Source organism: Pseudomonas fluorescens, assembly GCF_001648775.1.
GTDB lineage: Bacteria > Pseudomonadota > Gammaproteobacteria > Pseudomonadales > Pseudomonadaceae > Aquipseudomonas > Aquipseudomonas fluorescens_M.
The window spans coordinates 281,281-305,077 of sequence record NZ_LVEJ01000018.1 but is presented as its reverse complement, the minus strand read 5'-3'; the positions used below and the strand labels follow the sequence as shown (position 1 = coordinate 305,077).

The window sequence follows — 23,797 nt, the reverse complement described above, 5'->3', positions numbered from 1 at the left end:
ATTCGCGAGCAGGCTCGCTCCCACATTGAAGCCTAGCCGCTCTTAACCGAGCTGAGCGGCCACGTCTTCCGGAATATCCGCGTTGGAGTAGACGTTCTGCACGTCATCCAGATCCTCAAGCATGTCGATCAGCTTGAGCACCTTCTCCGCACCTTCCAGATCCAGCTCGGCGCTGGTGGTTGGCTGCATGACGATTTCCGCGTCATCACCTTTGAAGCCAGCGGCTTCCAGCGCGTTTCGCACGGCGTAGAAACTGGTGAACGAAGTAAACACGTCGATCGAACCGTCTTCGTGGCTGACCACGTCATCGGCATCGGCTTCCAGTGCTGCTTCGGTCAGCGCGTCTTCATCGACGCCCGGCGCGAAGCTGATCTGGCCTTTACGCTCGAACAGATACGCCACCGAACCGTCGGTGCCGAGGTTGCCACCGCACTTGCTGAACGCGTGGCGCACAGCCGCTGCGGTGCGGTTGCGGTTGTCGGTCATGCATTCGACCATCACCGCCACGCCACCCGGGCCGTAACCTTCGTAGGTCAGCTCCTCAACGTTGTCCGCTTCGGTGGCACCGGCGCCGCGCGCAACGGCACGGTCGATGATGTCGCGGCTCATGTTCGCGCTCAACGCCTTGTCCAGGGCCAGACGCAGACGCGGGTTGGAGCCCGGATCACCGCCGCCCTGACGGGCCGCAACGGTCAGTTCACGGATCCACTTGGTGAAGATCTTGCCTCTTTTGGCATCCTGACGTTCTTTGCGGTGCTTGATGTTCGCCCACTTGGAATGACCTGCCATAACTCGCTCCGAATTCTCTTTGAAACGTTGCCCGCCCTGCTCATGCAGCGGCCAGCAAACAAAAAAATCTCGACCTGCTCTCTATAGAAAGAAAAAAGGCGCATCCGAAGATGCGCCTTCAGGCCCGTCTTACTCAGCCTTTGGCGTTTCGCGCAAACGAATGTGCAGCTCGCGCAATGCCTTGGCATCCACCACACCCGGCGCTTGCGTCATGACGTCGGCAGCACTCTGGGTTTTCGGGAAGGCAATCACTTCACGGATCGACTGGGCGCCGGTCATCAGCATCACCAGACGGTCCAGACCGAAGGCCAGACCACCGTGCGGCGGTGCACCGTACTTCAGCGCATCGAGCAGGAAGCCGAACTTCTCTTCCTGTTCCGCTTCGTTGATACCCAGCAGACGGAATACCGACTGTTGCATCTCTTTACGGTGGATACGGATCGAACCGCCACCCAGCTCAGTGCCGTTCAGGACCATGTCGTACGCGCGGGACAGAGCGCCAGCCGGGTTGGCTTCGAGCTCTTGCGGCGTGCACTTCGGTGCGGTGAACGGGTGGTGCAGTGCGGAGAAGCTGCCGTCGTCGTTCTCTTCGAACATCGGGAAGTCGACGACCCACATTGGCGCCCACTCGCAGGTCAGCAGCTTGAGGTCGTGACCGAGCTTGATGCGCAGTGCGCCCAAGGCTTCGCTGACGATCTTGGCCTTGTCGGCACCGAAGAACACGATGTCGCCATCGACTGCGCCAACGCGATCGAGAATGGCGTTGAGGTTTTCCAGCGGGATGTTCTTCACGATCGGCGATTGCAGACCATCAACACCGGCAGCGCGCTCGTTGACCTTGATGTACGCCAGGCCCTTGGCACCGTAGATGCCGACGAACTTGGTGTAATCGTCGATCTGCTTGCGCGGCATGCTCGCACCGCCTGGAACGCGCAGTGCAGCGATACGGCATTTCGGGTCGTTGGCCGGGCCGCTGAACACTTTGAAATCGACTTCTTTGAGTTGATCGGCAACGTCGACCAGTTCCAGCGGGTTACGCAGGTCTGGCTTGTCGGAACCGTAACGGCGCATGGCTTCTTCGAAGGTCATGTGCGGGAAGTCGCCGAATTCCAGACCCAGCACTTCCTTGAACAGGTTGCGGATCATTTCTTCGGTCAGGCCCATGATCTCTTTTTCATCGAGGAAGCTGGTCTCGATGTCGATCTGGGTGAATTCTGGCTGACGGTCAGCGCGCAGGTCTTCGTCGCGGAAGCACTTGGCGATCTGATAGTAACGGTCGAAACCGGCGACCATCAGCAGTTGCTTGAACAGCTGTGGCGATTGCGGCAGGGCGAAGAACGAACCGGCGTGAGTACGGCTCGGCACCAGATAGTCACGCGCACCTTCAGGGGTGGCACGGGTCAGGATCGGCGTCTCGACGTCGAGGAAGCCGTTCTCGTCGAGGAAGCGACGGATGCTGGTGGTCATGCGCGAACGCAGACGCAGCTTCTCGGCCATTTCCGGACGACGCAGGTCAAGGAAGCGATAACGCAGACGGGTTTCCTCGCCCACGTCGGAGAACTCGTTCAGCGGGAACGGCGGGGTTTCCGATTCGTTCAGCACTTCCAGCTCATAGCCCAGCACTTCGATCATGCCCGAAGCCATGTTCGCGTTGGTCGCACCGGCCGGGCGCAGACGCACCTTGCCGGTGATCTTCACTACGTATTCGCTGCGCACACGATCAGCAGCAGCGAAGCTCTCGGCGCGATCCGGGTCGAATACCACTTGAGCCAGACCATCACGATCACGGATATCGAGGAAAATCACCCCGCCGTGGTCGCGACGACGGTGAACCCATCCGCAAAGGGTAATTTCCTGACCTTCCAGGCTTTCGTTCAGTTGGCCGCAATAGTGGCTGCGCATCATGATAGTGGTTCGCTTCTCGTAATTCGAAATTCGGTGGAGATCCCGGCGCATTCAAGCGACCCGGTAGCTCGCGCGTGTCGTTCGACTCAGGCTGTAGACCCTAGTCAGATTTGTCGCCACCGGCCAGATTCTTCTTGGTCCCGGTCTTGAAATCGGTTTCGTACCAACCGCTGCCGCTGAGGCGAAAGCCCGGCATGGACAGCTGTTTCTTGAGCTCTGGCGCCTGGCAGGCAGGGCAGTCGACCAGCGGTGCCTCGCTGATCTTTTGAATGGCTTCCAACTGATGACCACAGGAAGCGCATTGGTAATCGTACATCGGCATGGGGGTGTCTCGGCGATCAGATTGCCACCGCGCGCAGGGCTTTGCGGCGAAAGAGCGGGATTATATCCATTAAATGCGGCCTGTGCAGCCGTAAGACTGCACAGGCCGCGACCTCATTGGCAAACGCCGTTTCAGACTGAAACCGCCGGCATTTGCTTCTCGACCCCATTCATTACGCAAACCACTCGCACCAGCGCACTGAAGTTTTTCACCCCGCCGTGACGCAAATGCACTTCACGATCAACGTGGGACAGCAGCGAACTGACCGAACAACCATTATCGGCCGCCATGTTGCCGAGGATATTCCAGTAAACCTGCTCCAGCCGCAGGCAGGTCGCATACCCGTTCAGACGCACGGACCGCGACAAAGGCTGGATCAACGACATGTCGAATTCGTTGACGAACGGATCGACTTTCAACGCCTGTGGCAAACCGACAACCCTGTCGCCTCGCCTGTCTCCATCTACCATATAGGTGACACTCCTTTGCCATCTCTGCTTATTGAAAAAGACACATCCTGTGCCCTTCATAAAAACGCAGACGCAAAGTTATATCCAGATGACTTGTTGACCGACGCCGTAGGATAAGCCGACCACACAAGTAAGACTTCGGACAACGCGCGGGCCTTTCAAACAAGCCCGCGCACCTTTGTCGATCAGGCTTCGAGCAATGCACGCAACATCCACGCGGTTTTCTCGTGCACCTGCATGCGCTGGGTCAACAGGTCTGCCGTTGGCTCGTCGCTGACCTTGTCCAGCAGCGGGAAAATACCGCGTGCGGTACGGGTCACGGCTTCCTGACCCTCGACCAGTTGCTTGATCATGTTCTCGGCGCTGGGTACACCCACCTCCTCTTTAATAGAAGAAAGACGTGCGTAGGTGGCATAGGCGCCCGGCGCCGGAAACCCCAGCGCCCGAATGCGCTCGGCGATCAAGTCCACGGCCAGCGCCAGCTCGTTGTATTGCTCCTCGAACATTAAATGCAGCGTACGGAACATCGGACCGGTGACATTCCAGTGGAAGTTATGGGTTTTCAGATACAGCACGTAGGTGTCCGACAGCAGACGCGACAGCCCTTCGACGATGGACTTGCGATCTTCTTCACTGATACCGATATCGATTGCCATGTTTACCCCCTAAGGCGATTGAATTCATCCAGCAGGTGCAGACCCACTCTAGCAAGGCTGCCGACACCTCGCAGCCCTGATCGGCGGCACAGGCTGCGACAAATCGACCGGCACAGTGCCACTGGCCGGGCTGATTTGAGTAGCTGCCGCCTTTACTGTTAAATAGGCAGTGTGTCGCTATGCCCCGTTTTTCGGGGTCTTGCGCATAGGCTGATGCCGTGTACGTGCCTACCGCCTCTTTATTTCGTTACGAAGCGAACCGTACGCCTTCAGCTCTTCCTTGTGAGCCGTCATAAACGTGAGCCAATTAAAATGTTGAAAATCGTCCACCTGCTAATGGGCGCAGCGGCATTGCTGCTGTCGTTCATCCCTAGCTTGAAATCCGAAGCCGTTCCCTACCTGCAACAACCCGATGCACTTTACCTGGCCTTTTTCGGCCTGCTGAACCTGCTTCTCGCGCCAGTGATTCCTTACTGGAACAAGGGCCCGCGTCAGCATCTGCAAAATATCGTCAGCGCTCTTCTGGTCCTGACTGTCGTCCTGCAAACCTTGACCCTGATCGCGCCGATGCCCGTCATCGCCGGCCAGCCTGCCGTGTTGTTCAGCCTGTTGATTGCTCTGGTTGCGGTGGTTGTGCACCTGGCCGTCAGCTTTTATAAGTCTTCACCTGCCGCTGCACCGACCAGCTACGACATGAGCAACCGCGATACCGGGACCGTGAAGTGGTTCAACACCTCCAAAGGCTTCGGCTTTATCTCCCGGGATTCCGGCGATGATATTTTCGTGCACTTTCGTGCCATCCGTGGCGAAGGCCACCGCGTACTGGTCGAAGGCCAGCGCGTCGAGTTCTCGGTGATGAACCGTGACAAAGGCCTGCAAGCCGAGGACGTGATCGCCGCTCTGCCGCGTCGCTGATCCAAAGCAAAAAACCGCGAACAGCCTGGCTGCTCGCGGTTTTTTTATGCCTGCACAAAACTGTGCCGTGACTCAATAGTGCGGGGGCGGCGCGTCTTCCTCGAAGGACTCGAACTGCCCGACCATTTCTTCCTGGCGCTTGAGCAGTGCAGCCATCTGCAATTGCAGACGCTCGACCACTCGCTGCTGCGCCACCAGCACGTCGTTCAACGCCTGAATGGTGTCATCCTGAAACGCCAGACGGCTTTCCAGATCGGTAACGCGATCTTCCAGGCTCATGACTCAGCCCTCCACAAAGGTGAAATGCTCGGTCAAGACCCGCTGCAAACGTTCGCGAATGGCGGCGACCTGCTCGGCACTGTATGGCTTGGCCGGGTGCTTGCCCCAGACTGGCGCCGGCCATGCTGCGTCGTCGCGCTTGCGCACAATCACATGCATGTGCAACTGAGCGACGACGTTGCCCAGCGTTGCGACGTTCAGCTTATCGGCGTCGAACAAATCCTTGAGCAGCTCAGCCAGGGCGGTGGTTTCCTGCCACAGCTGCTGTTGATCGGCGACATCCAACTGAAACAACTCACTGATATCGTCGCGACGAGGCACCAGGATGAACCACGGGTAATTGGCGTCGTTGGACAGCAGCAATCGGCACAGTGGGAAATCACCGATGGTCAGCGTGTCCTGTTGAAGTCGTGAATCTAAAGCAAACACTGCATGCACTCCCGGCTGATCTTCATTATTCAGCTTAGCGGCTGATCCATAGAGACAGCGCACCAAGCGACAGGACGGCAGCATACCTGCGAATGCGCCCGCCTTCACGACGACGGTGTAATCCGGCGCCCTGCCGATGCCCCGACATGTGACATTTACGGGCGCCAACGCACCAGCACGGAACCAACTTCGCCGCTGAGCTCGAAAAAATGACCGAAATCTGCAGAGGCGTTCAGCGTTACTGCCTGTGCAAGCTGTATGAATTCAGAACAGCTGTAAATTTTTTTGCACCAAAACCGCACAGTGCGTCTACGCTCACTGCGTCGGGCATCCGCCAAATACTCACTGGCGGGGTGAACCGGTAACGTTTTTGGTTGTCACGCGCGTTATTGAGCGTGGCAACACCATAGGAGGAATGGCGTCAAGCCCTGATAAAAAGCGGCTTGGCGCCCCGTATTTATGAGGTTTTTACAGAAGCAGGCGGGGGTTCAGAAAAATAACCGCAGTGAAATCGCGGTTTGTGCACGCTTGTTGCATTCGTACCCATATGGACTATAAGCGCGCCACCGGAAGTGGTTGCGTCAAGCCCAATAAGAACAGTGGCAGGGTTGCCCGATGGAGATTCAAGTGTTTTGCCAGGGACTCTTTTTTACCGATGCAAAAAGGCCCAGAAACAGCGATAAAGTTGTCAGTCCGGCTGCATTGGTACTGTGAATTTGCGACCTCCACCACGCCGTTTGCGACACCGTCGTAAAGAAGCTGAAAGGTTGGATTAGCAAGTATCGCCAACATTGTCGGCGTGATATAAGTTTGCGCCGACACAAAAAGAAAGAGCCGCCCAGATAATAAAACAGGTGGGACGGCAGTACTCTTCTAAAACCAAAGGAGCAAATCACGATGCGCGTGATGAAGTGGAGCATGATCGCACTGGCAGTTGCTGCAGCAGCCAGTACTCAAATGGCTACGGCCGCACCGTTTGTAAGTGACCAGTCTGAAGCCAAAGGTTTTGTTGAAGACGCGAAACTCACCGAGACGTTGAAGAACTACTACTTCAACCGCGACAACAAAAACGGCGGCCATGACCAGAAAGACTGGACTCAGGGCTTCCTGGGCAACTTCACCTCCGGGTACACCCAAGGTACCGTTGGTGTTGGTATTGATGCATTCGGTTACCTGGCCTTGAAACTCGATGGCGGTGACGGTACTTCCGGTTCGGGCAACATGAGCCGTAGCGATACCATCAAAGCCAACGGTTACGCCCGCGACGTCAATGACAGTCAAGGTAAAGCCGGCGCAGCCATCAAGTTCCGCGTATCCAAAACCGAGTTGAAAGTCGGCGATATGCAGCCAAGCACTGCTCCAGTGTTCGCTGTCGGTGGTTCCCGGATCATTCCGCAAACTGCCAGCGGCTTCCAGCTGCAGAGCAGCGAAGTCAAAGACCTTGACCTCGAAGCCGGTCACTTCTACTCGGCCACCAGCCAGGACAAAAACGCCCGTGATGGCGAGTTGTGGGCCACTTACGCCGGCGTCAAAGCTGACTCCATCGACTACTTCGGCGGTAAGTACGGTATCACTGACAATCTGTCCGCTTCGCTGTATGGCGCCAAGCTGGAAGACATCTGGAACCAGTACTACGCCAACCTGAACTACACCATCCCGATGGGTGGCGATCAGTCGTTGAACCTGGACGGTAACATCTACCGCACCACCGACACCGGTCGTGCTGAAGCAGGCGAGATCAGCAACACTGCGTTCTCCCTGGCTGCTGCGTTCTCGTTCCTGAAAGCTCACACCTTCACCCTCGCCTTCCAGAAGGTCAACGGTGACACTCCGTTTGACTACATCGGTGTCGGCGGCCACGGTCCTTCGAACCGCGGTGGTGACTCGATCTTCCTCGCCAACTCCATCCAGTACTCTGACTTCAACGGTCCTGGCGAGAAATCCGTTCAAGCCCGCTACGACCTGAAAATGGCCGAGTATGGCGTTCCTGGTCTGAGCTTCATGGTCCGTTACGTCAATGGCTGGAACATCGACGGCACCAACACTCCGACCGTCAGCTCTTATACCGGCGCTTACGGCGAAGACGGCAAACATCACGAAACCAACTTTGAAGCCAAGTACGTGGTTCAAAGCGGTCCGGCAAAAGACCTGTCTTTCCGTATTCGCCAAGCGTGGCACACCGCTAACGCTGACGAAGGCGAAGGCGACGTCAAAGAGTTCCGCCTGATCACCGAATACCCACTGAACATCTTGTAATTGTCAGTGGTTAGTTTGGACGCATAAAAAAAGGCCCATCTTCGAATGGGCCTTTTTTATTGCCTGTCACTTGTCATAGTTGCCTGACCGACAAGTCAGGCAATTAATTAGCAACCTATCATTGTGTTGCCGATTCCTGTACGACACGAATCACGCGTTGCGGAAAAGGAATATCAATGCCGGCAGTCTTTAAACGATCACGCGACTGTTCGTTAAACATGAACATCACGTCCCAGTAATCTGCAGTTTTAACCCACACACGCAGGGAAACAGTGATCGAACTGTCGCCCAACGTCGAAATCACGGCCTGAGGTGCAGGATCCTGCAACACACGCTCATCCTTGGCCAGATCCAGCAGCACCTGACGGGCCTTCTGCAGATCGGCTTCGTAATCCACGCCTACATCAAATACGACTTTGCGAGTCGGCTGACGGTTGGTGTTAGTAATGATGCCGTTCGACAGATTACCGTTTGGCACGATGATGGTCTTGTTGTCGCCAGTACGCAGCACGGTGTGAAAAATCTGAATGCTGTCGACTGTACCCGAAACGCCTTGCGCTTCGATCCAGTCACCGATACGGAACGGACGGAACAGCAGAATCAGCACGCCACCGGCGAAGTTCGCCAGGCTGCCTTGCAAGGCCAGACCGATCGCCAGACCGGCAGCACCGATCGCTGCAACGAACGAGGTGGTTTCAACACCGATCATCGACGCGACGCTGACAATCAGCAGCACCTTGAGAATGATGTTCGCCAGGCTGCTGATAAAGCCTTGCAGCGCCAGATCAGCGTTACGCAGAGCCAGCAGACCGCCGAGTTTTTGCGTGACCTTGTTGATCAGCCACCAGCCGATGGCCAGGGTAATCACTGCCAGCAGCACACGGCTGCCGTATTCCATGATCATCGGGATCCACGCCTGGGATGCCTTGACCAGGTTGTCTACCTCAGCATTCAAATCCATGTTCTATCTCCTGATTTCCGGCCATTCGGCACGCGAAAAGTAAGCGGCAGCAAACCGCCGGGTGTACACAAAACAATGTGGGAGCGAGCCTGCTCGCGAAGGCGCCGTGTCATTCAGCAATGAGTTGACTGACACACCGCCTTCGCGAGCAGGCTCGCTCCCACAGATCATCTGACCGAGCTTAGTCGCGGAAGTTGTTGAACTGCAGAGGCATGCCGAATTCCTTGGCACGCAGTGCAGCGATGGCTTCTTGCAGGTCATCACGCTTCTTGCCGGTCACACGGACCTGCTCGCCTTGAATGGCGGCCTGGACCTTGAGCTTAGCGTCCTTGATGTGGCCGACGATCTTCTTCGCCAGTTCCTTGTCGATGCCTTCCTTGAGGATGGCGTCCTGCTTCATCAGCTTGCCCGAAGCGTAGGCGTCCTTGACCTCAAGGCACTGCACGTCGATCTTGCGCTTGACCAGCGCCAGCTTGAGGATTTCGATCATCGCTTCCAGCTGAAACCCGGCTTCAGCGGTCAGGCTGACGGTGAGGTCTTTTTCCTTGAACTCGAAGCTGCCTTTGCCTTTCAGGTCATAACGACGATCGAGTTCCTTCACGGCGTTCTCGACCGCGTTGGTGAGTTCGTGTTTGTCCAGTTCGGATACCACGTCGAACGACGGCATGTAATCTCTCCAATAAAAAGGCGCGCTCGATGAGGATGGAGCGCGCTTGGCTTGCGGTTAAAATCGGGCTCATTATAACGGGTCTTTTCCTACGAACACGGCGAGCCGCACATGCCTGTACGCAATCGAGCAAAAAACTGATGGCCACCCCCTGGCATGTACTTGGCGCCGGCAGCCTCGGCACGTTGTGGGCCACACGTCTGGCCCGGGCCGGCCTGCCGGTCCGGCTGATCGTGCGCGATACCAAGCGCCTGCAAAGCTATCAAGCCGCGGGCGGCTTGACGCTGATCGAACAAGGTGTGGCCACTACCTACGCGGTGCCCGGCGAAACACCCGACAGCCCCGAACCGATCCGCCGTTTGCTGGTGGCCTGCAAGGCTTATGACGCAGAAAACGCCGTTGCCCGCCTCGCCCCACGGCTGACAGCGGACGCCGAACTGATCCTCCTGCAAAACGGCCTCGGCAGTCAGGATGCCGTCGCCAGCCGTGTACCGCAGGCCCGCTGCATCAGCGCCTCAAGTACCGAAGGCGCCTTTCGCGACGGCGACTGGCGCGTGGTATTCGCCGGTCACGGTTACACCTGGCTGGGCGATGCCGGGCATCCGGTCGCGCCCATCTGGCTGGACGATCTGGACGCGGCAAAAATCCCCCATGAGTGGAGCACCGATATCCTCACCCGGTTGTGGCGCAAGCTGGCGCTGAACTGCGCGATCAATCCACTGACTGTGTTGCACCATTGCCGCAACGGTGGCTTGCAGGAACACCATTGCGAGGTCGCCACCCTGTGCGCCGAACTCACCGAGTTGTTGCAGCGCTGCGGGCAACCAGCCGCCGCCGACAACCTGCAGCAGGAAGTCGAGCGGGTGATTCTGGCCACCGCAGCCAACTATTCGTCGATGTATCAGGACGTCGCCAACCAGCGCCGCACCGAGATCAGCTATCTGCTGGGCTACGCCTGCACAGTCGCCGCGCGCCACCAATTGAATCTGCCGCACCTCAATCAATTGCAGCAGCGGCTGGTTGCGCATCTGCGCAGCCTTGGATTGCCCAGCGACTGAGCAGCGGCTACGCTGGCGACTTGTTCCTTTGCCGCGATAAACCTGATGCCATTGCGCCAGCGCCTCGAAAACCTTCCGGTCGGCCAGAAACTGCTGGCCGCCCTGCTGGTGCTGTTGACCACGGTCCTGCTGGTCGCCAACCTGACTTTTATCAGCGCCGCCTATTATATTTCCCAGGAAAGCATGGCACCGCAGGCCTTGCAGACCATCGGCCGACTGATTGCCAACCCGAGTCTGGTCAGCGAGTCCCTGCAATCACCGGAGAGCGCCGAACGCCTGCTCAAGGAGCTCGACAGTTATTCACCGCTGCGCGCCGCCGCCCTGTATGACGGCAAAGGCGAACGCCTCGCTCAGGTGCAGCGCGGCGACAAACTGAAACTGCCGGAGCGTTATCGGCACATCGAAGCCTGGCAGATCACCGAATTTCGCAGCAACCAGCTGATCACCCTGCCCCGCCCCGGCACCGCGCCCGGCCATCTGTTGCTGGTGGCGAGCAGCGAACTGCCGATGGCCTTCTACACCGGTACGTTGACCGCGAGCCTCGGCATCCTGATTTTCAGCGTGCTGCTGTGGCTGGTGATTGCCCGGCAGATCAAGCGTTTGATCACCCGGCCGATCCACCAACTCGAAGAGTTGTCGCGTCAGGTCACCCGCGAAGAAAACTACGCCCTGCGTGCCTCGCGTGGTAACCACGATGAAATCGGCAGTCTCGCCGAGGCGTTCAACACCATGCTCTCGCGCATCGAAGCCCGCGAGCAGCAACTCAAGCGCGCCCGCGATGACTCGCAAGCCGCTTACGATCAGGCGCAGGGGCTGGCCGAGGAAACCCGCCACACCAACCGCAAACTGGAACTGGAAGTCCAGGTGCGCAGCAAGATCGAGAAGAAACTCACTGGTTTCCAGAACTACCTCAACAGCATCATCGACTCGATGCCCTCGGCGCTGATCGCCCTCGACGAGCAGCTTTACGTCACCCAGTGGAACCAGGAAGCCAGCGCCCTCTCCGGCACACGGCTGGACGAAGCGCTGAATCAGCCAATCTTTCTCGCCTTCGAGCCGCTCAAGCCGTTTCTGCCACAACTCAAGGAAACCGTCGAACAACACAGCGTGGCGAAAATCGAGCGGGTGACCTGGTTCAAGGACGACGAGCCGAAACATTACGCGCTGACCTTCTATCCGCTGATGGGCGGTGCCGGGCGTGGCGTGGTGATCCGTATCGACGACATCACCCAGCGTCTGTCGCTGGAAGAAATGATGGTGCAGTCGGAAAAAATGCTCTCGGTCGGCGGCCTCGCGGCCGGCATGGCCCATGAAATCAACAACCCGTTGGGCGCGATTCTGCACAACGTGCAGAACATTCGCCGACGGCTCTCGACGGACCTGCCGAAAAACCTCGAAACCGCCGAGCAACTGGGCATCGAGCTGGACTCGGTAAACCGTTACCTGCAGGGCCGCGAAGTCCCGCAATTACTCGACGGCATTCAACAGGCCGGCGCCCGGGCGGCAAAAATCGTCACGCACATGCTCAGTTTCAGCCGCCGCAGTACCCGGCAAATGGCGCCGTGCGACCTGCCGGCGCTGATCGACCAGGCGGTGGACATCGCCGGCAACGACTTCGACCTGGCCATCGGTTTCGACTTCAAGGGTCAGGCGATCATTCGCCAGTTCGACCCGGCGCTGGGCCCGGTGCCGGGCACCGCCAACGAACTGGAACAAGTACTGCTCAACCTGCTGAAGAACGCCGCGCAAGCGATTCATCAGCGCGAAGACGACAGCGAGCCGGGGCGCATTATTTTGCGCACCAGACTCAATCCGCCGTGGGCCGAGATTCAGGTCGAGGACAACGGCATCGGCATGAGCGAGAACGTGCGCAAACGCACCTTCGAACCGTTCTTCACCACCAAGGAAATCGGCCAGGGCACCGGGCTTGGCTTGTCGGTGTCGTACTTCATCATCACCAACAACCACAAAGGCCAGATGGAAGTGCAGTCGGCGCCGGGTCAAGGCACCTGCTTCACCCTGCGCCTGCCGCTGGCGCAACCTGCGCCGATTGCGGTCGAAAACAATCAATTACCGAGGTAACCCATGGGCTTTCGCTTGTCGAAGATTTACACCCGCACTGGCGACAAAGGCGAAACCGGCCTTGGCGATGGCCGCCGCGTACCCAAGGATCACCCGCGCATCGAGGCGATTGGCGAGGTCGATACGCTTAACAGTCAGGTCGGGGTGTTGTTGGCCGGGTTGCTTGCCGAGCGCGAGGCGTGTCCGGGCCTCCATGAGCTGATTGAGGTGTTGGCGCCTTGTCAGCATCGGCTGTTTGATTTGGGTGGCGAGTTGGCGATGCCGGAATATCAGGCGTTGAACGCGGCCGAAATCGAACGCCTGGAAGCGGCGATCGATGTGTGGAATGAAGAATTGGGGCCGCTGGAGAATTTCATACTACCGGGCGGGTCGATGCTGATTGCCCAAGCCCATGTCTGCCGGAGCCTGGCGAGGAGTGCCGAGCGCCGCTGTCAGCATTTGAACGCGATCGAGCCGTTGGCCGGGGTTGGCCTGGCGTATATCAATCGGTTGTCGGATTTGTTGTTTGTGGCGGCGCGGTTGATTGCGCGGCGGCAGGGGGTTGCGGAGATTCTTTGGCAGCCGGCGGCAAAGCCTGCAGAAAAGTAGCGCCTGAAAGATCGCCTTCGCGAGCAGGCTCGCTCCCACAGTTGATCGGATTTCTTCAGTTGGAATGCAATCAAATGTGGGAGCGAGCCTGCTCGCGAATGGGCCAGCAGCCTTTACAGAGAATCAGGCCAGAACGCGCGAATCCCCGCCACACCCTGCGCGCCAACGCCCCAGGCTTTTTCGCGCTCCGCCGGACCAACCCCGCCCAACAGAAACACCGGTTTACTGAAGCCTTCAATCAACGCCTCAGCCTGCTCCCAGCCCAGCGGCTGCGCATCCGGGTGGGTCAGCGTCGGCTGCACCGGTGACAGCGTGACGAAATCCACGCCCATCTGTTCCGCCAACGCCAACTCCTCAGCGTTGTGGCAGGACGCCGCCAACCAGCGCTCCGCCGGCAACGGCCGCCCCGCCGCCGCGTATTTGCGCAGCTGTGCAGAAGTGATGTGCCAACCGGCCGACGGGAAATCGCCAAGCCACTCGAACGGCCCCTTGATCATCAACTGCGCCTTGCCCGCACACAGGCCGGCCGCATCGACCGCCAGATCACGGTACTTGGGGTCATAGCCATTCGGCGCGCGCAGCTGAATCAACTTGATCCCGCCGGCAATCGCCTTCTGGATACCGCGCAGCAACGCCGGGGTTTCCAGATCTTCCGGGGTGATCAGGTATTCGGCCGGCAAACGCGCTGCCGCCACGATCGGCTGATTAGCCGCCGGGAATTCATAGTTCGCCAGTTCTTTCGCCGTGACCCAGGCCAACGGCTGGCCTTCGGCACCGTGCGGCTCACCGGTGAATGCCGAGACTTCCCAGACATCCAGCAACACCTGCTTGTCGGGATAGTCGTGACGCACCTTGATCAGCGGTCGGGCGGCGCCAACGACGATGCCCAACTCTTCGTGCAGCTCGCGGGCCAGCGCGCTTTCGACCGACTCGTCGGCCTCGACCTTGCCGCCGGGAAACTCCCACAGACCGCCCTGATGCTGGGTGTCGGCGCGGCGGGCGATGAGGATCTTGCCGTTGTCGTCACGAATGACGGCAGCGGCGACGTGTACGCGTTTCACGGATTCAACTCCTCCAGTCCGGCCTTCTGCCACGCCCTGAAGGCGGGCCATTGGTAGACGGTTTCAACATAGGCCTGGTCGGCGGCCGGCAGGTTCACCTGATAGGTACGCAGACGCACGGCAATCGGCGCGAAGAAGGCATCGGCCAGACTGACCCGGCCAAACAGATAAGGTCCGCTCTCGGTGGCGGCGGCGCGGCACTCGGCCCACAGCGCGAGCATGCGTTCGATGTCGACCTTCACTTCTGGCGGCACCGGGTTCAGCGGCGCGTCATGGCTGAGGTTGAATGGCATGTGATTACGCATGGCGAAGAAGCCGCTGTGCATCTGTGCGCAAGCGGATCGGGCCTGAGCACGGGCGAAGATATCGCTTGGCCAGAGTTGCTCGGACGGGAACTGCTCGGCGAGGTATTCGGCGATGGCCAGCGAATCGGCAACCGTGCCACGCGAGGTTTGCAGCAGCGGCACTTTGGCGGTCGGCGAATGCTTGAGCAGCCGTTCGCGGGTGTCGGGCTTGCCGAGTTTGATCAGTTCTTCGGTGTAAGGAGCGCCGGTCAGTTCAACGGCCAGGGCGGCACGCAGGGACCAGGAGGACAGCAGTTTGTCGCCGATGATCAGGTGCAGGGACATGGGTGTGGCGCCTTTTCGTCAGAGGAAAGCTTCTAAACTTGTCGTGTCTGAACCATCGCCTTCGCGAGCAAGCTCGCTCCCACAGGATCTTGGATGTACACAACATGTATGAACGGCCGAAACCACTGTGGGAGCGAGCTTGCTCGCGAAGAGGCCGGCAGCCCGCTCCCACATTTTGGATCAAGTACGGTATTCAGCGTTGATCTTCACGTATTCATGCGACAGGTCGGTGGTCCAGATGGTTTCGCTGCAATCGCCGCGACCCAGTTCGATACGGATGGTGATTTCTTCCTGCTGCATCACCGCCGAACCCTGCGCTTCAGTGTAGGTGGCAGCGCGGGCGCCACGGCTGGCGATGCACACGTCACCGAGGAACACGTCGATCTTGCTCACGTCCAGATCCGGCACGCCGGCACGACCGACGGCAGCCAGAATGCGGCCCCAGTTCGGGTCGGAGGCGAACAGCGCGGTCTTGATCAGCGGCGAGTGCGCCACGGTGTAACCGACGTCGAGGCATTCCTGATGATTGCCGCCGCCATTCACTTCAACAGTGACAAACTTGGTCGCGCCTTCGCCGTCACGCACGATGGCCTGAGCCACGTCCATGCACACTTCGAATACCGCTTGCTTCAACTTGGCGAACAGTTCGCCTTCGGCACGGGTGATTTCCGGCAGTGCGGCTTTACCCGTGGCGATCAGCATGCAGCAATCGTTGGTCGAGGTGTCGCCATCGATGGTGATGCGGTTGAACGACTTGTTGGCGCCGTCGAGCATCAGATTGTGCAGGACGTCGCGGGAGACTTTGGCGTCGGTGGCGATGTAACCGAGCATGGTCGCCATGTTCGGACGGATCATGCCCGCGCCTTTGCTGATGCCGGTGACGGTGATCGTCACGCCGTCATGCTCGAACTGACGGCTGGCGCCCTTCGGCAGGGTATCGGTGGTCATGATGCCGGTGGCAGCGGCTTCCCAGTTGTTTTCCGACAGATCGTCGAGCGCGGCTTGCAATGCGCCTTCAATCTTCTCGACCGGCAGCGGTTCGCCGATCACGCCGGTGGAGTACGGCAGGATCTGGCTGGCATCGACGCCGGTCAGCTCAGCCAGTTTGGCGGTGGTGCGCTCAGCGGCGGCCAGACCCGGCTCACCGGTGCCCGCGTTGGCGTTGCCAGTATTGGTCAGCAGATAACGCACGTCATTCTGTACGCGTTTTTTCGCCAGAATCACCGGCGCCGCGCAAAAGGCGTTCAACGTGAAGACACCGGCCACGGTCGAGCCTTCAGCGCAGCGCATCACAACGACATCTTTGCGCCCGGGGCGCTTGATGCCGGCCGAGGCGATACCGAGTTCAAAACCGGCAACCGGGTGCAACGTTGGCAAAGGACCAAGACCAACAGCCATGAATGCGCTCCTTACTCAATGATGTCAGCACCGCCAATCGATGCGGCGGTGATTTAAATGGCAAAACGCCGCGACGGCAGGAGCCGGTCGCGGCGCGGGTATTTCAGCGATTGAAACGGGTTTTACTGGATCTGCCCGTGGCAATGCTTGAATTTCTTGCCCGAACCGCAGTAGCACAGTTCGTTGCGGCCCAGCTTCTGATCGTTGCGAACCGGGGCGGTGGCGAGGGCTACATCAACCTCTTCACCCAATACTTCCGGTTGCTCCAGACCTGGCGCTTCGGCGTGTTCGAACTGCATGCGGGCCGCCAGTGCTTCGGCTTCCTGACGCAGACGTTGCTCCTCGGCTTCGGGATCTTCGCGGCGCACCTGAACGTGCGACAGCACACGGATCGAGTCGCGCTTGATCGAATCGAGCAGTTCGGAGAACAGCGTGAACGACTCGCGCTTGTATTCCTGCTTCGGGTTCTTCTGAGCGTAGCCACGCAGGTGGATACCGTGACGCAGGTGATCCATGGTCGACAGGTGGTCTTTCCACAGGTCATCCAGTACGCGCAGCACGATTTGTTTCTCGAACGAGCGCAGTGCGTCGGCACCGGCCTGATCTTCTTTCTCGTTGTACGCCGCCATCAGCTCGGTCATGAGCTTCTCGCGCAGGGTTTCTTCGTACAGGTGATCGTCTTCGTCGAGCCATTGCTGGATCGGCAGTGTCACGCCGAAGTCGCTGGCAATCGAGGCTTCCAGACCGGCCACGTCCCACTGCTCTGGCAGCGATTGCGGCGGAATATGCGCGCTGACGGTGGCGTTGAGCACGTCCTGACGGAAGTCGGCGATGGTTTCGCCGATGTTGTCAGCGGCCAGCAACGTGTTGCGCATGTGATAGATCACTTTACGCTGTTCGTTGTTGACGTCGTCGAACTCGAGCAGTTGCTTGCGAATGTCGAAGTTGCGGCCCTCAACCTTGCGCTGCGCCTTCTCGATCGCGTTGGTCACCATGCGGTGCTCGATCGCTTCGCCCGGCTGCATGCCCAGGGCTTTCATGAAGTTCTTCACCCGATCAGAGGCGAAGATGCGCATCAGGCTGTCTTCCAGCGACAGGTAGAAGCGGCTCGAACCGGCATCGCCCTGACGACCGGCACGGCCACGCAGCTGGTTGTCGATACGACGGGATTCGTGACGCTCGGAAGCAATCACCTGCAAGCCGCCCGATTCCAGCACTTGCTGGTGACGCTTCTGCCAGTCGGCCTTGATCTGGGCAATCTGCTCAGGGGTCGGGTCTTCCAGCGACGCGACTTCAACTTCCCAGTTACCGCCCAACAGAATGTCGGTACCACGACCGGCCATGTTGGTGGCGATGGTCAGTGCGCCCGGACGACCGGCCTGCGCGATGATCTCGGCTTCTTTTTCGTGGAACTTGGCGTTGAGAACCTTGTGTTCGATGCCTTCCTTCACGAGCAATGCGGACATGTGCTCGGAGGTTTCGATGGTCGCAGTACCCACCAGCACCGGACGACCGGCAGCCATGCTTTCCTTGATGTCCGCAACGATCGCCGCGTATTTCTCTTCGGCGGTGAGGAACACCAGGTCGTTGAAGTCTTTACGCGCCAACGGTTTGTTCGGCGGAATGACCATGACCTCCAGACCATAGATCTGGTGGAATTCGAACGCTTCGGTGTCGGCGGTACCGGTCATGCCGGACAGCTTGGTGTACAGACGGAAGTAGTTCTGGAACGTAGTCGAGGCCAGGGTCTGGCTCTCGGCCTGGATGTTCAGGCCTTCTTTGGCTTCGATGGCCTGGTGCAGGCCTTCGGACAGACGACGGCCCGGCATGGTACGGCCGGTGTGTTCGTCGACCAGTACGACCTGACCGTCCTGCACGATGTATTCGATGTTGCGGTTAAACAGCTTGTGCGCACGCAGACCGGCATACACGTGGGTCAGCAGGCCGAGGTTGTGCGCCGAGTACAGGCTCTCGCCTTCAGCCAGCAGGCCGACGCGGGTGAGCATGTCTTCGATGAACTGGTGACCGGCTTCGTTGAGTTCGACCTGACGGGTCTTCTCGTCAACGGTGTAGTGGCCAGCCTTGGTGACTTCGCCTTCGACTTCTTCAACGTGCAGTTCCAGCTGCGGGATCAGTTTATTGATCTCCATGTACAGCTTGGAGCTGTCCTCGGCCTGACCGGAGATGATCAGCGGGGTACGCGCTTCGTCGATGAGGATGGAGTCGACTTCGTCGATCACGGCAAAGTTGAGTTCGCGCTGGAATTTTTCTTCCATGCTGAACGCCATGTTGTCGCGCAGGTAGTCGAAACCGAATTCGTTGTTGGTGCCGTAGGTGATGTCGGCGGCGTAGGCCAGACGTTTCTCTTCCGGTGGCTGGAACGGCGTCACGACGCCGACGGTCAGGCCGAGGAATTCATACAGCGGGCGCATCCAGTTGGCGTCACGACGCGCCAGGTAGTCGTTCACCGTCACAACGTGCACGCCCTTGCCGGACAATGCGTTGAGGTAAACACCCAGGGTCGCTACGAGGGTTTTACCCTCACCGGTGCGCATTTCGGCGATCTTGCCTTCGTGCAAGGTCATGCCACCGACGAGCTGTACGTCGAAGTGGCGCATACCCATGATGCGCTTGCCGGCTTCGCGGGCGACCGCAAAGGCTTCTGGCAACAGCTTGTCGAGGGTTTCCCCTTTGGCGATGCGGGCCTTGAACTCAGCGGTCTTGGCGCGCAATTGATCGTCCGAAAGGGCCACCATTTGCTCTTCGAAGGCATTGACGAGCTGCACCGTCTTGAGCATGCGTTTGACTTCACGCTCGTTCTTGCTTCCAAAAAGTTTCTTTAACAAAGGCGCAAACATATCGGCAGGATCTTCCACACTAAAGGGATGGAGGGCGGCCCCGTGAGCGTCGCCCGTGCAGCCCTCATGGCCGCATGCGAACGAGCATTCTACCCGGAAACGGAAGTGAGGAAAGTGGCGATGTTCCACGATGCTGGCACTGCGCTTTGACGGGGCTCACTTAAAATAGGGGCGTTTTGCTCAACTTCAAGTCATACAAGGCAGAAGTTAGTTGTTGATTTAATGGGTAAAGCGGGGGCAAAAGCAATGGGCGAGTGAAACGGGCCCTTTCTGCTACCATGGCGTTTCTGTTACTTCAGGTGTTCGATCATGGCATTTCGCCCTCTTACGGCCAGAGCACCCGCCGTTCTATTACGCGAAGCCAAGCCGCTCAAAGCCATCCTCGGCCATGCCCAACGACTGGGTCATTTGCAACGCCTGCTCGAAAGCCAACTGCAACCCGCCGCCCGTGAACACTGCCATGTGGCCTCGTGGCGTGAGGGCAGTTTGTTGTTGATTGTCACTGATGGTCATTGGGCCACGCGTCTGCGCTACCAGCAAAAACGCTTGCAGCGGCAATTGCAGATGTTTGACGAGTTCACCAGTTTGACGCGGATTCTGTTCAAGGTGCAGCCGCCGACGGTGCAGCGTGGAGCGGTCGGGCACACGATGGATTTGTCGACGGATGCCGCGGCGACGATTCAGGCGACGGCGGACGGGATCAGTGATCCGGGGTTGCGCGCGGCGCTGGAGCGACTGGCGGCGCACGCCAAAGACAAGACCTGACAAATTCCCTGTGGGAGCGAGCTTGCTCGCGAATGCGGACTGTCATTCAACCTATGTGTTGCCTGACACGGCGCCTTCGCGAGCAAGCTCGCTCCCACAGGTTTCAGCGGCGTTTGCTGCCGCCGAGCAGCGACCCCATCAGGCCGCGCACCAGTTGTTTGCCGAGGTTATTGGCAGCCTGACGCATGGCTGACTTCAAGGCCTGCCCTGCTGCCGTACCCAGGAACTCTCCAGCCCTGTCCGCCAGACTCGGCTCTTGCGAAGCCGCTGGCGCTTCAGCCTCAGGCGCCAGCCCTTTGCGTCCCATCAGAATTTCATACGCCGATTCCCGATCGATTGGCTTGTCATAACGCCCCTTGAACGGTGAACCGGCGATCAGCACGGTGCGTTCGGTCTCGGTCAACGGCCCGATCCGCGATTGCGGCGGCGCAACCAGTACGCGCTGGACCATTTCCGGCGTGCCTTTTTCGGTCAGCGTCCCCACCAGCGCCTCACCAATCCCCAGCTCCGTCAACACCGACAAACTGTCGAACGCCGGATTCGGCCGGAAGCCGTCCGCCACAGCGCGCAGGGATTTCTGCTCTTTGGCGGTGAACGCGCGCAGGCCGTGCTGGATGCGCAAACCCAGCTGCGCCAGCACGTCATCCGGCAAATCCGCCGGCGATTGCGTGACGAAATAAACGCCAACGCCTTTCGAACGGATCAAGCGCACCACCTGTTCCAGGCGTTCCTGCAAGGCCTTCGGCGTATCACCGAACAACAAATGCGCCTCATCGAAAAACAGCGCCAGCAGCGGTTTGTCGGCATCGCCACGTTCCGGCAACTGCTCGAACAGCTCTGCCAGCAGCCACAACAGGAACGTCGCATAGACCTTCGGGGCTTCATGCACCAGCCGGCTGGCATCGAGCAAATGAATGCGCCCGCGGCCATCGGCGGTCGGTTGCAGAATGTCTTCGAGTTGTAGCGCCGGCTCGCCGAACAACGCTTCGGCACCCTGCTGTTCCAGCGTCGCCAGACGGCGCAACAGCGCCTGACTGGAACCGGTGGTCATCAGCGCCGCGTCTTCACCGAGCAGTTGCGGATTGTCCTTGAGGTGATTGAGCAGCGCTTTCAGGTCTTTCAGATCCAGCAGCAACAGGCCTTCGCGGTCGGCGACCTTGAAGGCTGCGTAGAGCGCCGACTGCTGACTGTCGGTCAGCTCCAGCAAGCTGCCGATCAGCAGCGGGCCCATTTCACTCAACGTGGTGCGCAATGGATGACCGGATTCACCGTGGATGTCCCACAACGTCACCGGATACGCCTGCGGCTTGTAGTTGAGCCACGGCATCCCGGCGATACGCTCGGCAACCTTGCCCTGCGGGTTGCCGGCAGCGCCGAGGCCACACAGATCGCCCTTGATGTCCGCGGCAAATACCGCCACGCCAGCGTCGCTGAACGCCTCGGCCAAACGCTGCAAGGTGACGGTTTTTCCGGTACCGGTGGCGCCGGCGACCAGGCCGTGGCGGTTGGCCAGGCGCATCGCCTGAGCAATCTGTTGGCCTGCGAGATCAGCGCCGATTACGAGTTGCGAGGAGTCAGGCATTTTGTCACCTAATGGTTAATCTTTGATTCTGCATGGCCGATAAAGAGGAGTGAGAGACCCCGACCACAAGTCATGCCGGACATTTCCCTAAGGAGAGACGGAAATATCAGCTTGTTTTCACCCTTGCCCATTTTGCGCGCCTCTATAAAAGCACGCCCTGGACATTAAGACCTTAGCGGAACCCCAAGCCATGAACAAAAATCTGCGCTTCAGCCATAAAATTTTGCTTGCCGCCGCCCTCATCGTCATCGCCGCCTTCGCCTCGTTTACGCTGTACAACGACTGGTTGCAGCGCAATGCGATCCGCGATGACCTGAACAACTATCTCAACGAGATGGGCGAGGTTACCGCCGGCAATATCCAGACCTGGCTCAGCGGCCGCATTCTGCTGGTCGAGAACGCCGCCCAGAACATCGCCATCAACCCCGAGCCCGCCAACGTCGCCAGTCTGCTGGAACAGAAAACCCTGACCTCGACGTTCATGGCCACCTATCTGGGCGATGCCACCGGGCACTTCACCATCCGTCCGGACACGAAAATGCCCGACGGTTTCGATCCGCGCGTGCGCCCTTGGTACAAAGGCGCCGAGGGCAGCAGCACCTCGACCCTGACCGAACCGTACATCGACGCGGCCACCGGCCAATTGATCATCTCCATCGCCACCGCCTCGAAAAAGGCCGGCCAGAGCGTCGGCGTGGTCGGCGGCGATTTGAGCCTGCAATCGCTGGTCGACACCCTCGCCGCCCGCGATTTCGACGGCATGGGTTATGTGTTCCTGGTCAGCGCCGACGGCAAGATCCTCGTGCATCCGGACAAGGCCTTGGTGATGAAATCACTGAAAGAAGCCTATCCACAGGACACCCCGCGCATCAGCAGCGACTTCAGCGAAGTCACTGTCGATGGCAAGACCCGCATCGTCACCTTCGCGCCGATCAAAGGCCTGCCGTCGGTGAACTGGTACATCGGTCTGTCGGTGGATAAAGACCAGGCATTCGCCATGCTCAGCCAGTTCCGTACCTCGGCGGTGATTGCCACCGTGATCGCGGTGGCGATTATCATCGCGTTGCTCGGCATGCTGATCCGCATTCTGATCCAGCCGTTGCACGTGATGACTCGCGCCATGGAAGACATCGCCGACGGTGAAGGCGACCTGACCAAACGCCTGACCATCGTCAATAACGATGAATTTGGTGTGCTCGGTACGGCGTTCAACCGTTTTGTCGAGCGTATTCACGGTTCGATCCGCGAAGTGTCTTCGGCAACCGGTCAGGTTAACGAAGTCGCCCTGCGCGTGGTCGCTGCGTCGAATTCGTCGATGTATAACTCTGACCAGCAAGCCTCGCGCACCAGCAGCGTGGCGGCAGCGATCAACCAACTCGGCGCCGCCGCACAGGAAATCGCCCGCAACGCCGCGCAGGCCTCGAATCAGGCCAGTGACGCACGCGGCCTGGCTGAAGACGGCCAGCAAGTGGTGGATCGCAGCATTAAAGCGATGAATCAACTGTCGAGCATGCTCAGCGCGTCGAGCAGCAACATCGAGTCGCTGAACAGCAAGACCGTGAACATCGGGCAGATTCTCGAAGTGATCACCAGCATTTCCCAGCAAACCAATCTGCTGGCGCTCAACGCGGCGATTGAAGCGGCACGTGCCGGTGAGGCCGGCCGTGGTTTTGCCGTGGTGGCGGATGAAGTGCGTAATCTGGCCCATCGCACCCAGGAATCGGCGCAACAGGTGCAGACCATGATCGAGGAGCTGCAAGTCGGCGCCCGTGAATCGGTGAGCACCATGAGCGACAGCCAGCGTCACAGTCAGGACAGCGTCGAGATTGCCAACCTCGCCGGTGAGCGCTTGAACAGCGTGACGCAGCGCATTGGCGAGATCGACGGGATGAACCAGTCGGTGGCCACGGCGACCGAGGAGCAGACCGCTGTTGTCGAGTCGATCAACGTCGACATCACCGAGATCAACACGCTGAACCAGGAAGGTGTGGAGAACTTGCAAGCGACGTTGCGGGCGTGTTCGGACCTGGAGCAGCAGGCTTCGCGGCTGAAACAACTGGTTGGCAGCTTCCGCATTTAAGATCAAAGGCCTACCCCCTCACCCCAGCCCTCTCCCCCAAGGGGGCG

The 23,797-nt window shown here is 59.1% G+C and carries 21 protein-coding genes and 1 pseudogene; 8 read left to right on the top strand and 14 right to left on the bottom strand.

The window, feature by feature from the left end; translation table 11 throughout:
* Nucleotides 1–42 precede the first annotated feature (42 nt).
* From A8O26_RS17535 to A8O26_RS17515, 5 genes are all read right to left on the bottom strand, one after another.
* On the bottom strand, nucleotides 43–789 hold the full coding sequence (locus A8O26_RS17535) for a YebC/PmpR family DNA-binding transcriptional regulator (protein WP_007912738.1): 747 nt from the start codon (nucleotides 787–789) through the stop codon (nucleotides 43–45).
* 129 nt (nucleotides 790–918) lie between these two features.
* Entirely contained in the window at nucleotides 919–2,694 is a 1,776-nt protein-coding gene (gene aspS / locus A8O26_RS17530; protein WP_016983822.1) for an aspartate--tRNA ligase, read from the bottom strand.
* A gap of 100 nt (nucleotides 2,695–2,794) precedes the next feature.
* Nucleotides 2,795–3,016 carry an FmdB family zinc ribbon protein gene (locus A8O26_RS17525; RefSeq protein ID WP_064119106.1) on the bottom strand — a complete coding sequence of 74 codons (222 nt, stop codon included), beginning with the start codon at nucleotides 3,014–3,016 and terminating at the stop codon, nucleotides 2,795–2,797.
* A 131-nt stretch (nucleotides 3,017–3,147) separates the two neighbouring features.
* A complete protein-coding gene (locus tag A8O26_RS17520) occupies nucleotides 3,148–3,486 on the bottom strand; it encodes a ribbon-helix-helix domain-containing protein (RefSeq protein WP_064119105.1) in 339 nt (112 codons plus the stop codon).
* 185 nt (nucleotides 3,487–3,671) lie between these two features.
* Entirely contained in the window at nucleotides 3,672–4,142 is a 471-nt protein-coding gene (locus A8O26_RS17515; RefSeq protein WP_025112783.1) for a Dps family protein, read from the bottom strand.
* A gap of 312 nt (nucleotides 4,143–4,454) precedes the next feature.
* Here A8O26_RS17515 and A8O26_RS30455 point away from each other — a divergent pair, with 312 nt between their 5' ends.
* On the top strand, nucleotides 4,455–5,057 hold the full coding sequence (locus A8O26_RS30455) for a cold-shock protein (RefSeq protein WP_064119104.1): 603 nt from the start codon (nucleotides 4,455–4,457) through the stop codon (nucleotides 5,055–5,057).
* A 72-nt stretch (nucleotides 5,058–5,129) separates the two neighbouring features.
* Here A8O26_RS30455 and A8O26_RS17505 read toward each other — a convergent pair whose 3' ends face one another.
* Together A8O26_RS17505 and A8O26_RS17500 are read right to left on the bottom strand one after the other, a co-directional pair.
* Nucleotides 5,130–5,336 (bottom strand): SlyX family protein, encoded by a 207-nt coding sequence (locus A8O26_RS17505; protein ID WP_064119103.1) that lies wholly within the window; start codon nucleotides 5,334–5,336, stop codon nucleotides 5,130–5,132.
* A gap of 3 nt (nucleotides 5,337–5,339) precedes the next feature.
* Nucleotides 5,340–5,765 carry an HIT family protein gene (locus tag A8O26_RS17500; protein WP_064119102.1) on the bottom strand — a complete coding sequence of 142 codons (426 nt, stop codon included), beginning with the start codon at nucleotides 5,763–5,765 and terminating at the stop codon, nucleotides 5,340–5,342.
* 897 nt (nucleotides 5,766–6,662) lie between these two features.
* Between A8O26_RS17500 and A8O26_RS17495 the strand changes: the two genes are divergently transcribed.
* On the top strand, nucleotides 6,663–8,021 hold the full coding sequence (locus A8O26_RS17495) for an OprD family porin (protein WP_064119101.1): 1,359 nt from the start codon (nucleotides 6,663–6,665) through the stop codon (nucleotides 8,019–8,021).
* Nucleotides 8,022–8,139: 118 nt separating this feature from the next.
* Here the strand turns inward: A8O26_RS17495 and A8O26_RS17490 are convergent, their stop codons facing one another.
* Both A8O26_RS17490 and A8O26_RS17485 read right to left on the bottom strand, forming a co-directional pair.
* Nucleotides 8,140–8,982, bottom strand: a complete 843-nt coding sequence (locus tag A8O26_RS17490; protein WP_034153426.1) for a mechanosensitive ion channel family protein — start codon at nucleotides 8,980–8,982, stop codon at nucleotides 8,140–8,142.
* Nucleotides 8,983–9,163: 181 nt separating this feature from the next.
* Complete coding sequence (locus tag A8O26_RS17485; protein ID WP_008080210.1) at nucleotides 9,164–9,649, bottom strand: YajQ family cyclic di-GMP-binding protein; 486 nt, start codon at nucleotides 9,647–9,649, stop codon at nucleotides 9,164–9,166.
* Nucleotides 9,650–9,789: 140 nt separating this feature from the next.
* Between A8O26_RS17485 and A8O26_RS17480 the strand changes: the two genes are divergently transcribed.
* The 3 genes from A8O26_RS17480 to A8O26_RS17470 are packed head-to-tail and all read left to right on the top strand — an operon-like array spanning nucleotide 9,790 to nucleotide 13,377.
* Nucleotides 9,790–10,707, top strand: coding sequence for a putative 2-dehydropantoate 2-reductase (locus A8O26_RS17480; RefSeq protein WP_064119100.1), 918 nt, complete (start codon nucleotides 9,790–9,792; stop codon nucleotides 10,705–10,707).
* A gap of 45 nt (nucleotides 10,708–10,752) precedes the next feature.
* Nucleotides 10,753–12,789, top strand: coding sequence for a sensor histidine kinase (locus tag A8O26_RS17475; RefSeq protein WP_064119099.1), 2,037 nt, complete (start codon nucleotides 10,753–10,755; stop codon nucleotides 12,787–12,789).
* A gap of 3 nt (nucleotides 12,790–12,792) precedes the next feature.
* The gene (locus tag A8O26_RS17470) at nucleotides 12,793–13,377 is read left to right on the top strand and encodes a cob(I)yrinic acid a,c-diamide adenosyltransferase (RefSeq protein ID WP_064119098.1); all 585 of its coding nucleotides are present in this window, start codon (nucleotides 12,793–12,795) and stop codon (nucleotides 13,375–13,377) included.
* A 113-nt stretch (nucleotides 13,378–13,490) separates the two neighbouring features.
* Here A8O26_RS17470 and A8O26_RS17465 read toward each other — a convergent pair whose 3' ends face one another.
* From A8O26_RS17465 to secA, 4 genes are all read right to left on the bottom strand, one after another.
* Nucleotides 13,491–14,438 (bottom strand): Nudix family hydrolase, encoded by a 948-nt coding sequence (locus tag A8O26_RS17465; protein WP_064119097.1) that lies wholly within the window; start codon nucleotides 14,436–14,438, stop codon nucleotides 13,491–13,493.
* Nucleotides 14,435–15,067, bottom strand: coding sequence for a glutathione S-transferase family protein (locus A8O26_RS17460; protein ID WP_064119096.1), 633 nt, complete (start codon nucleotides 15,065–15,067; stop codon nucleotides 14,435–14,437). Before A8O26_RS17460 ends, A8O26_RS17465 begins: the two co-directional genes overlap by 4 nt.
* Nucleotides 15,068–15,247: 180 nt before the next feature.
* Nucleotides 15,248–16,465: a bifunctional glutamate N-acetyltransferase/amino-acid acetyltransferase ArgJ gene (argJ, locus tag A8O26_RS17455; protein ID WP_064119095.1), complete on the bottom strand. Its 1,218-nt coding sequence runs from the start codon at nucleotides 16,463–16,465 to the stop codon at nucleotides 15,248–15,250.
* Between the two features lie 122 nt (nucleotides 16,466–16,587).
* Nucleotides 16,588–19,323, bottom strand: coding sequence for a preprotein translocase subunit SecA (gene secA, locus A8O26_RS17450; RefSeq protein ID WP_064119094.1), 2,736 nt, complete (start codon nucleotides 19,321–19,323; stop codon nucleotides 16,588–16,590).
* A gap of 309 nt (nucleotides 19,324–19,632) precedes the next feature.
* Between secA and A8O26_RS17445 the strand changes: the two genes are divergently transcribed.
* Nucleotides 19,633–20,088 (top strand): DUF721 domain-containing protein, encoded by a 456-nt coding sequence (locus A8O26_RS17445; RefSeq protein ID WP_064119093.1) that lies wholly within the window; start codon nucleotides 19,633–19,635, stop codon nucleotides 20,086–20,088.
* A gap of 103 nt (nucleotides 20,089–20,191) precedes the next feature.
* Here A8O26_RS17445 and A8O26_RS17440 read toward each other — a convergent pair whose 3' ends face one another.
* On the bottom strand, nucleotides 20,192–21,670 hold the full coding sequence (locus A8O26_RS17440; RefSeq protein ID WP_064119092.1) for a helicase HerA-like domain-containing protein: 1,479 nt from the start codon (nucleotides 21,668–21,670) through the stop codon (nucleotides 20,192–20,194).
* A gap of 190 nt (nucleotides 21,671–21,860) precedes the next feature.
* Between A8O26_RS17440 and A8O26_RS30645 the strand changes: the two are divergent.
* Nucleotides 21,861–22,892, top strand: a pseudogene (locus tag A8O26_RS30645) (HAMP domain-containing protein); the annotation flags it as partial.
* 93 nt (nucleotides 22,893–22,985) lie between these two features.
* Complete coding sequence (locus tag A8O26_RS30640; protein WP_371043227.1) at nucleotides 22,986–23,750, top strand: methyl-accepting chemotaxis protein; 765 nt, start codon at nucleotides 22,986–22,988, stop codon at nucleotides 23,748–23,750.
* Nucleotides 23,751–23,797: the final 47 nt, after the last annotated feature.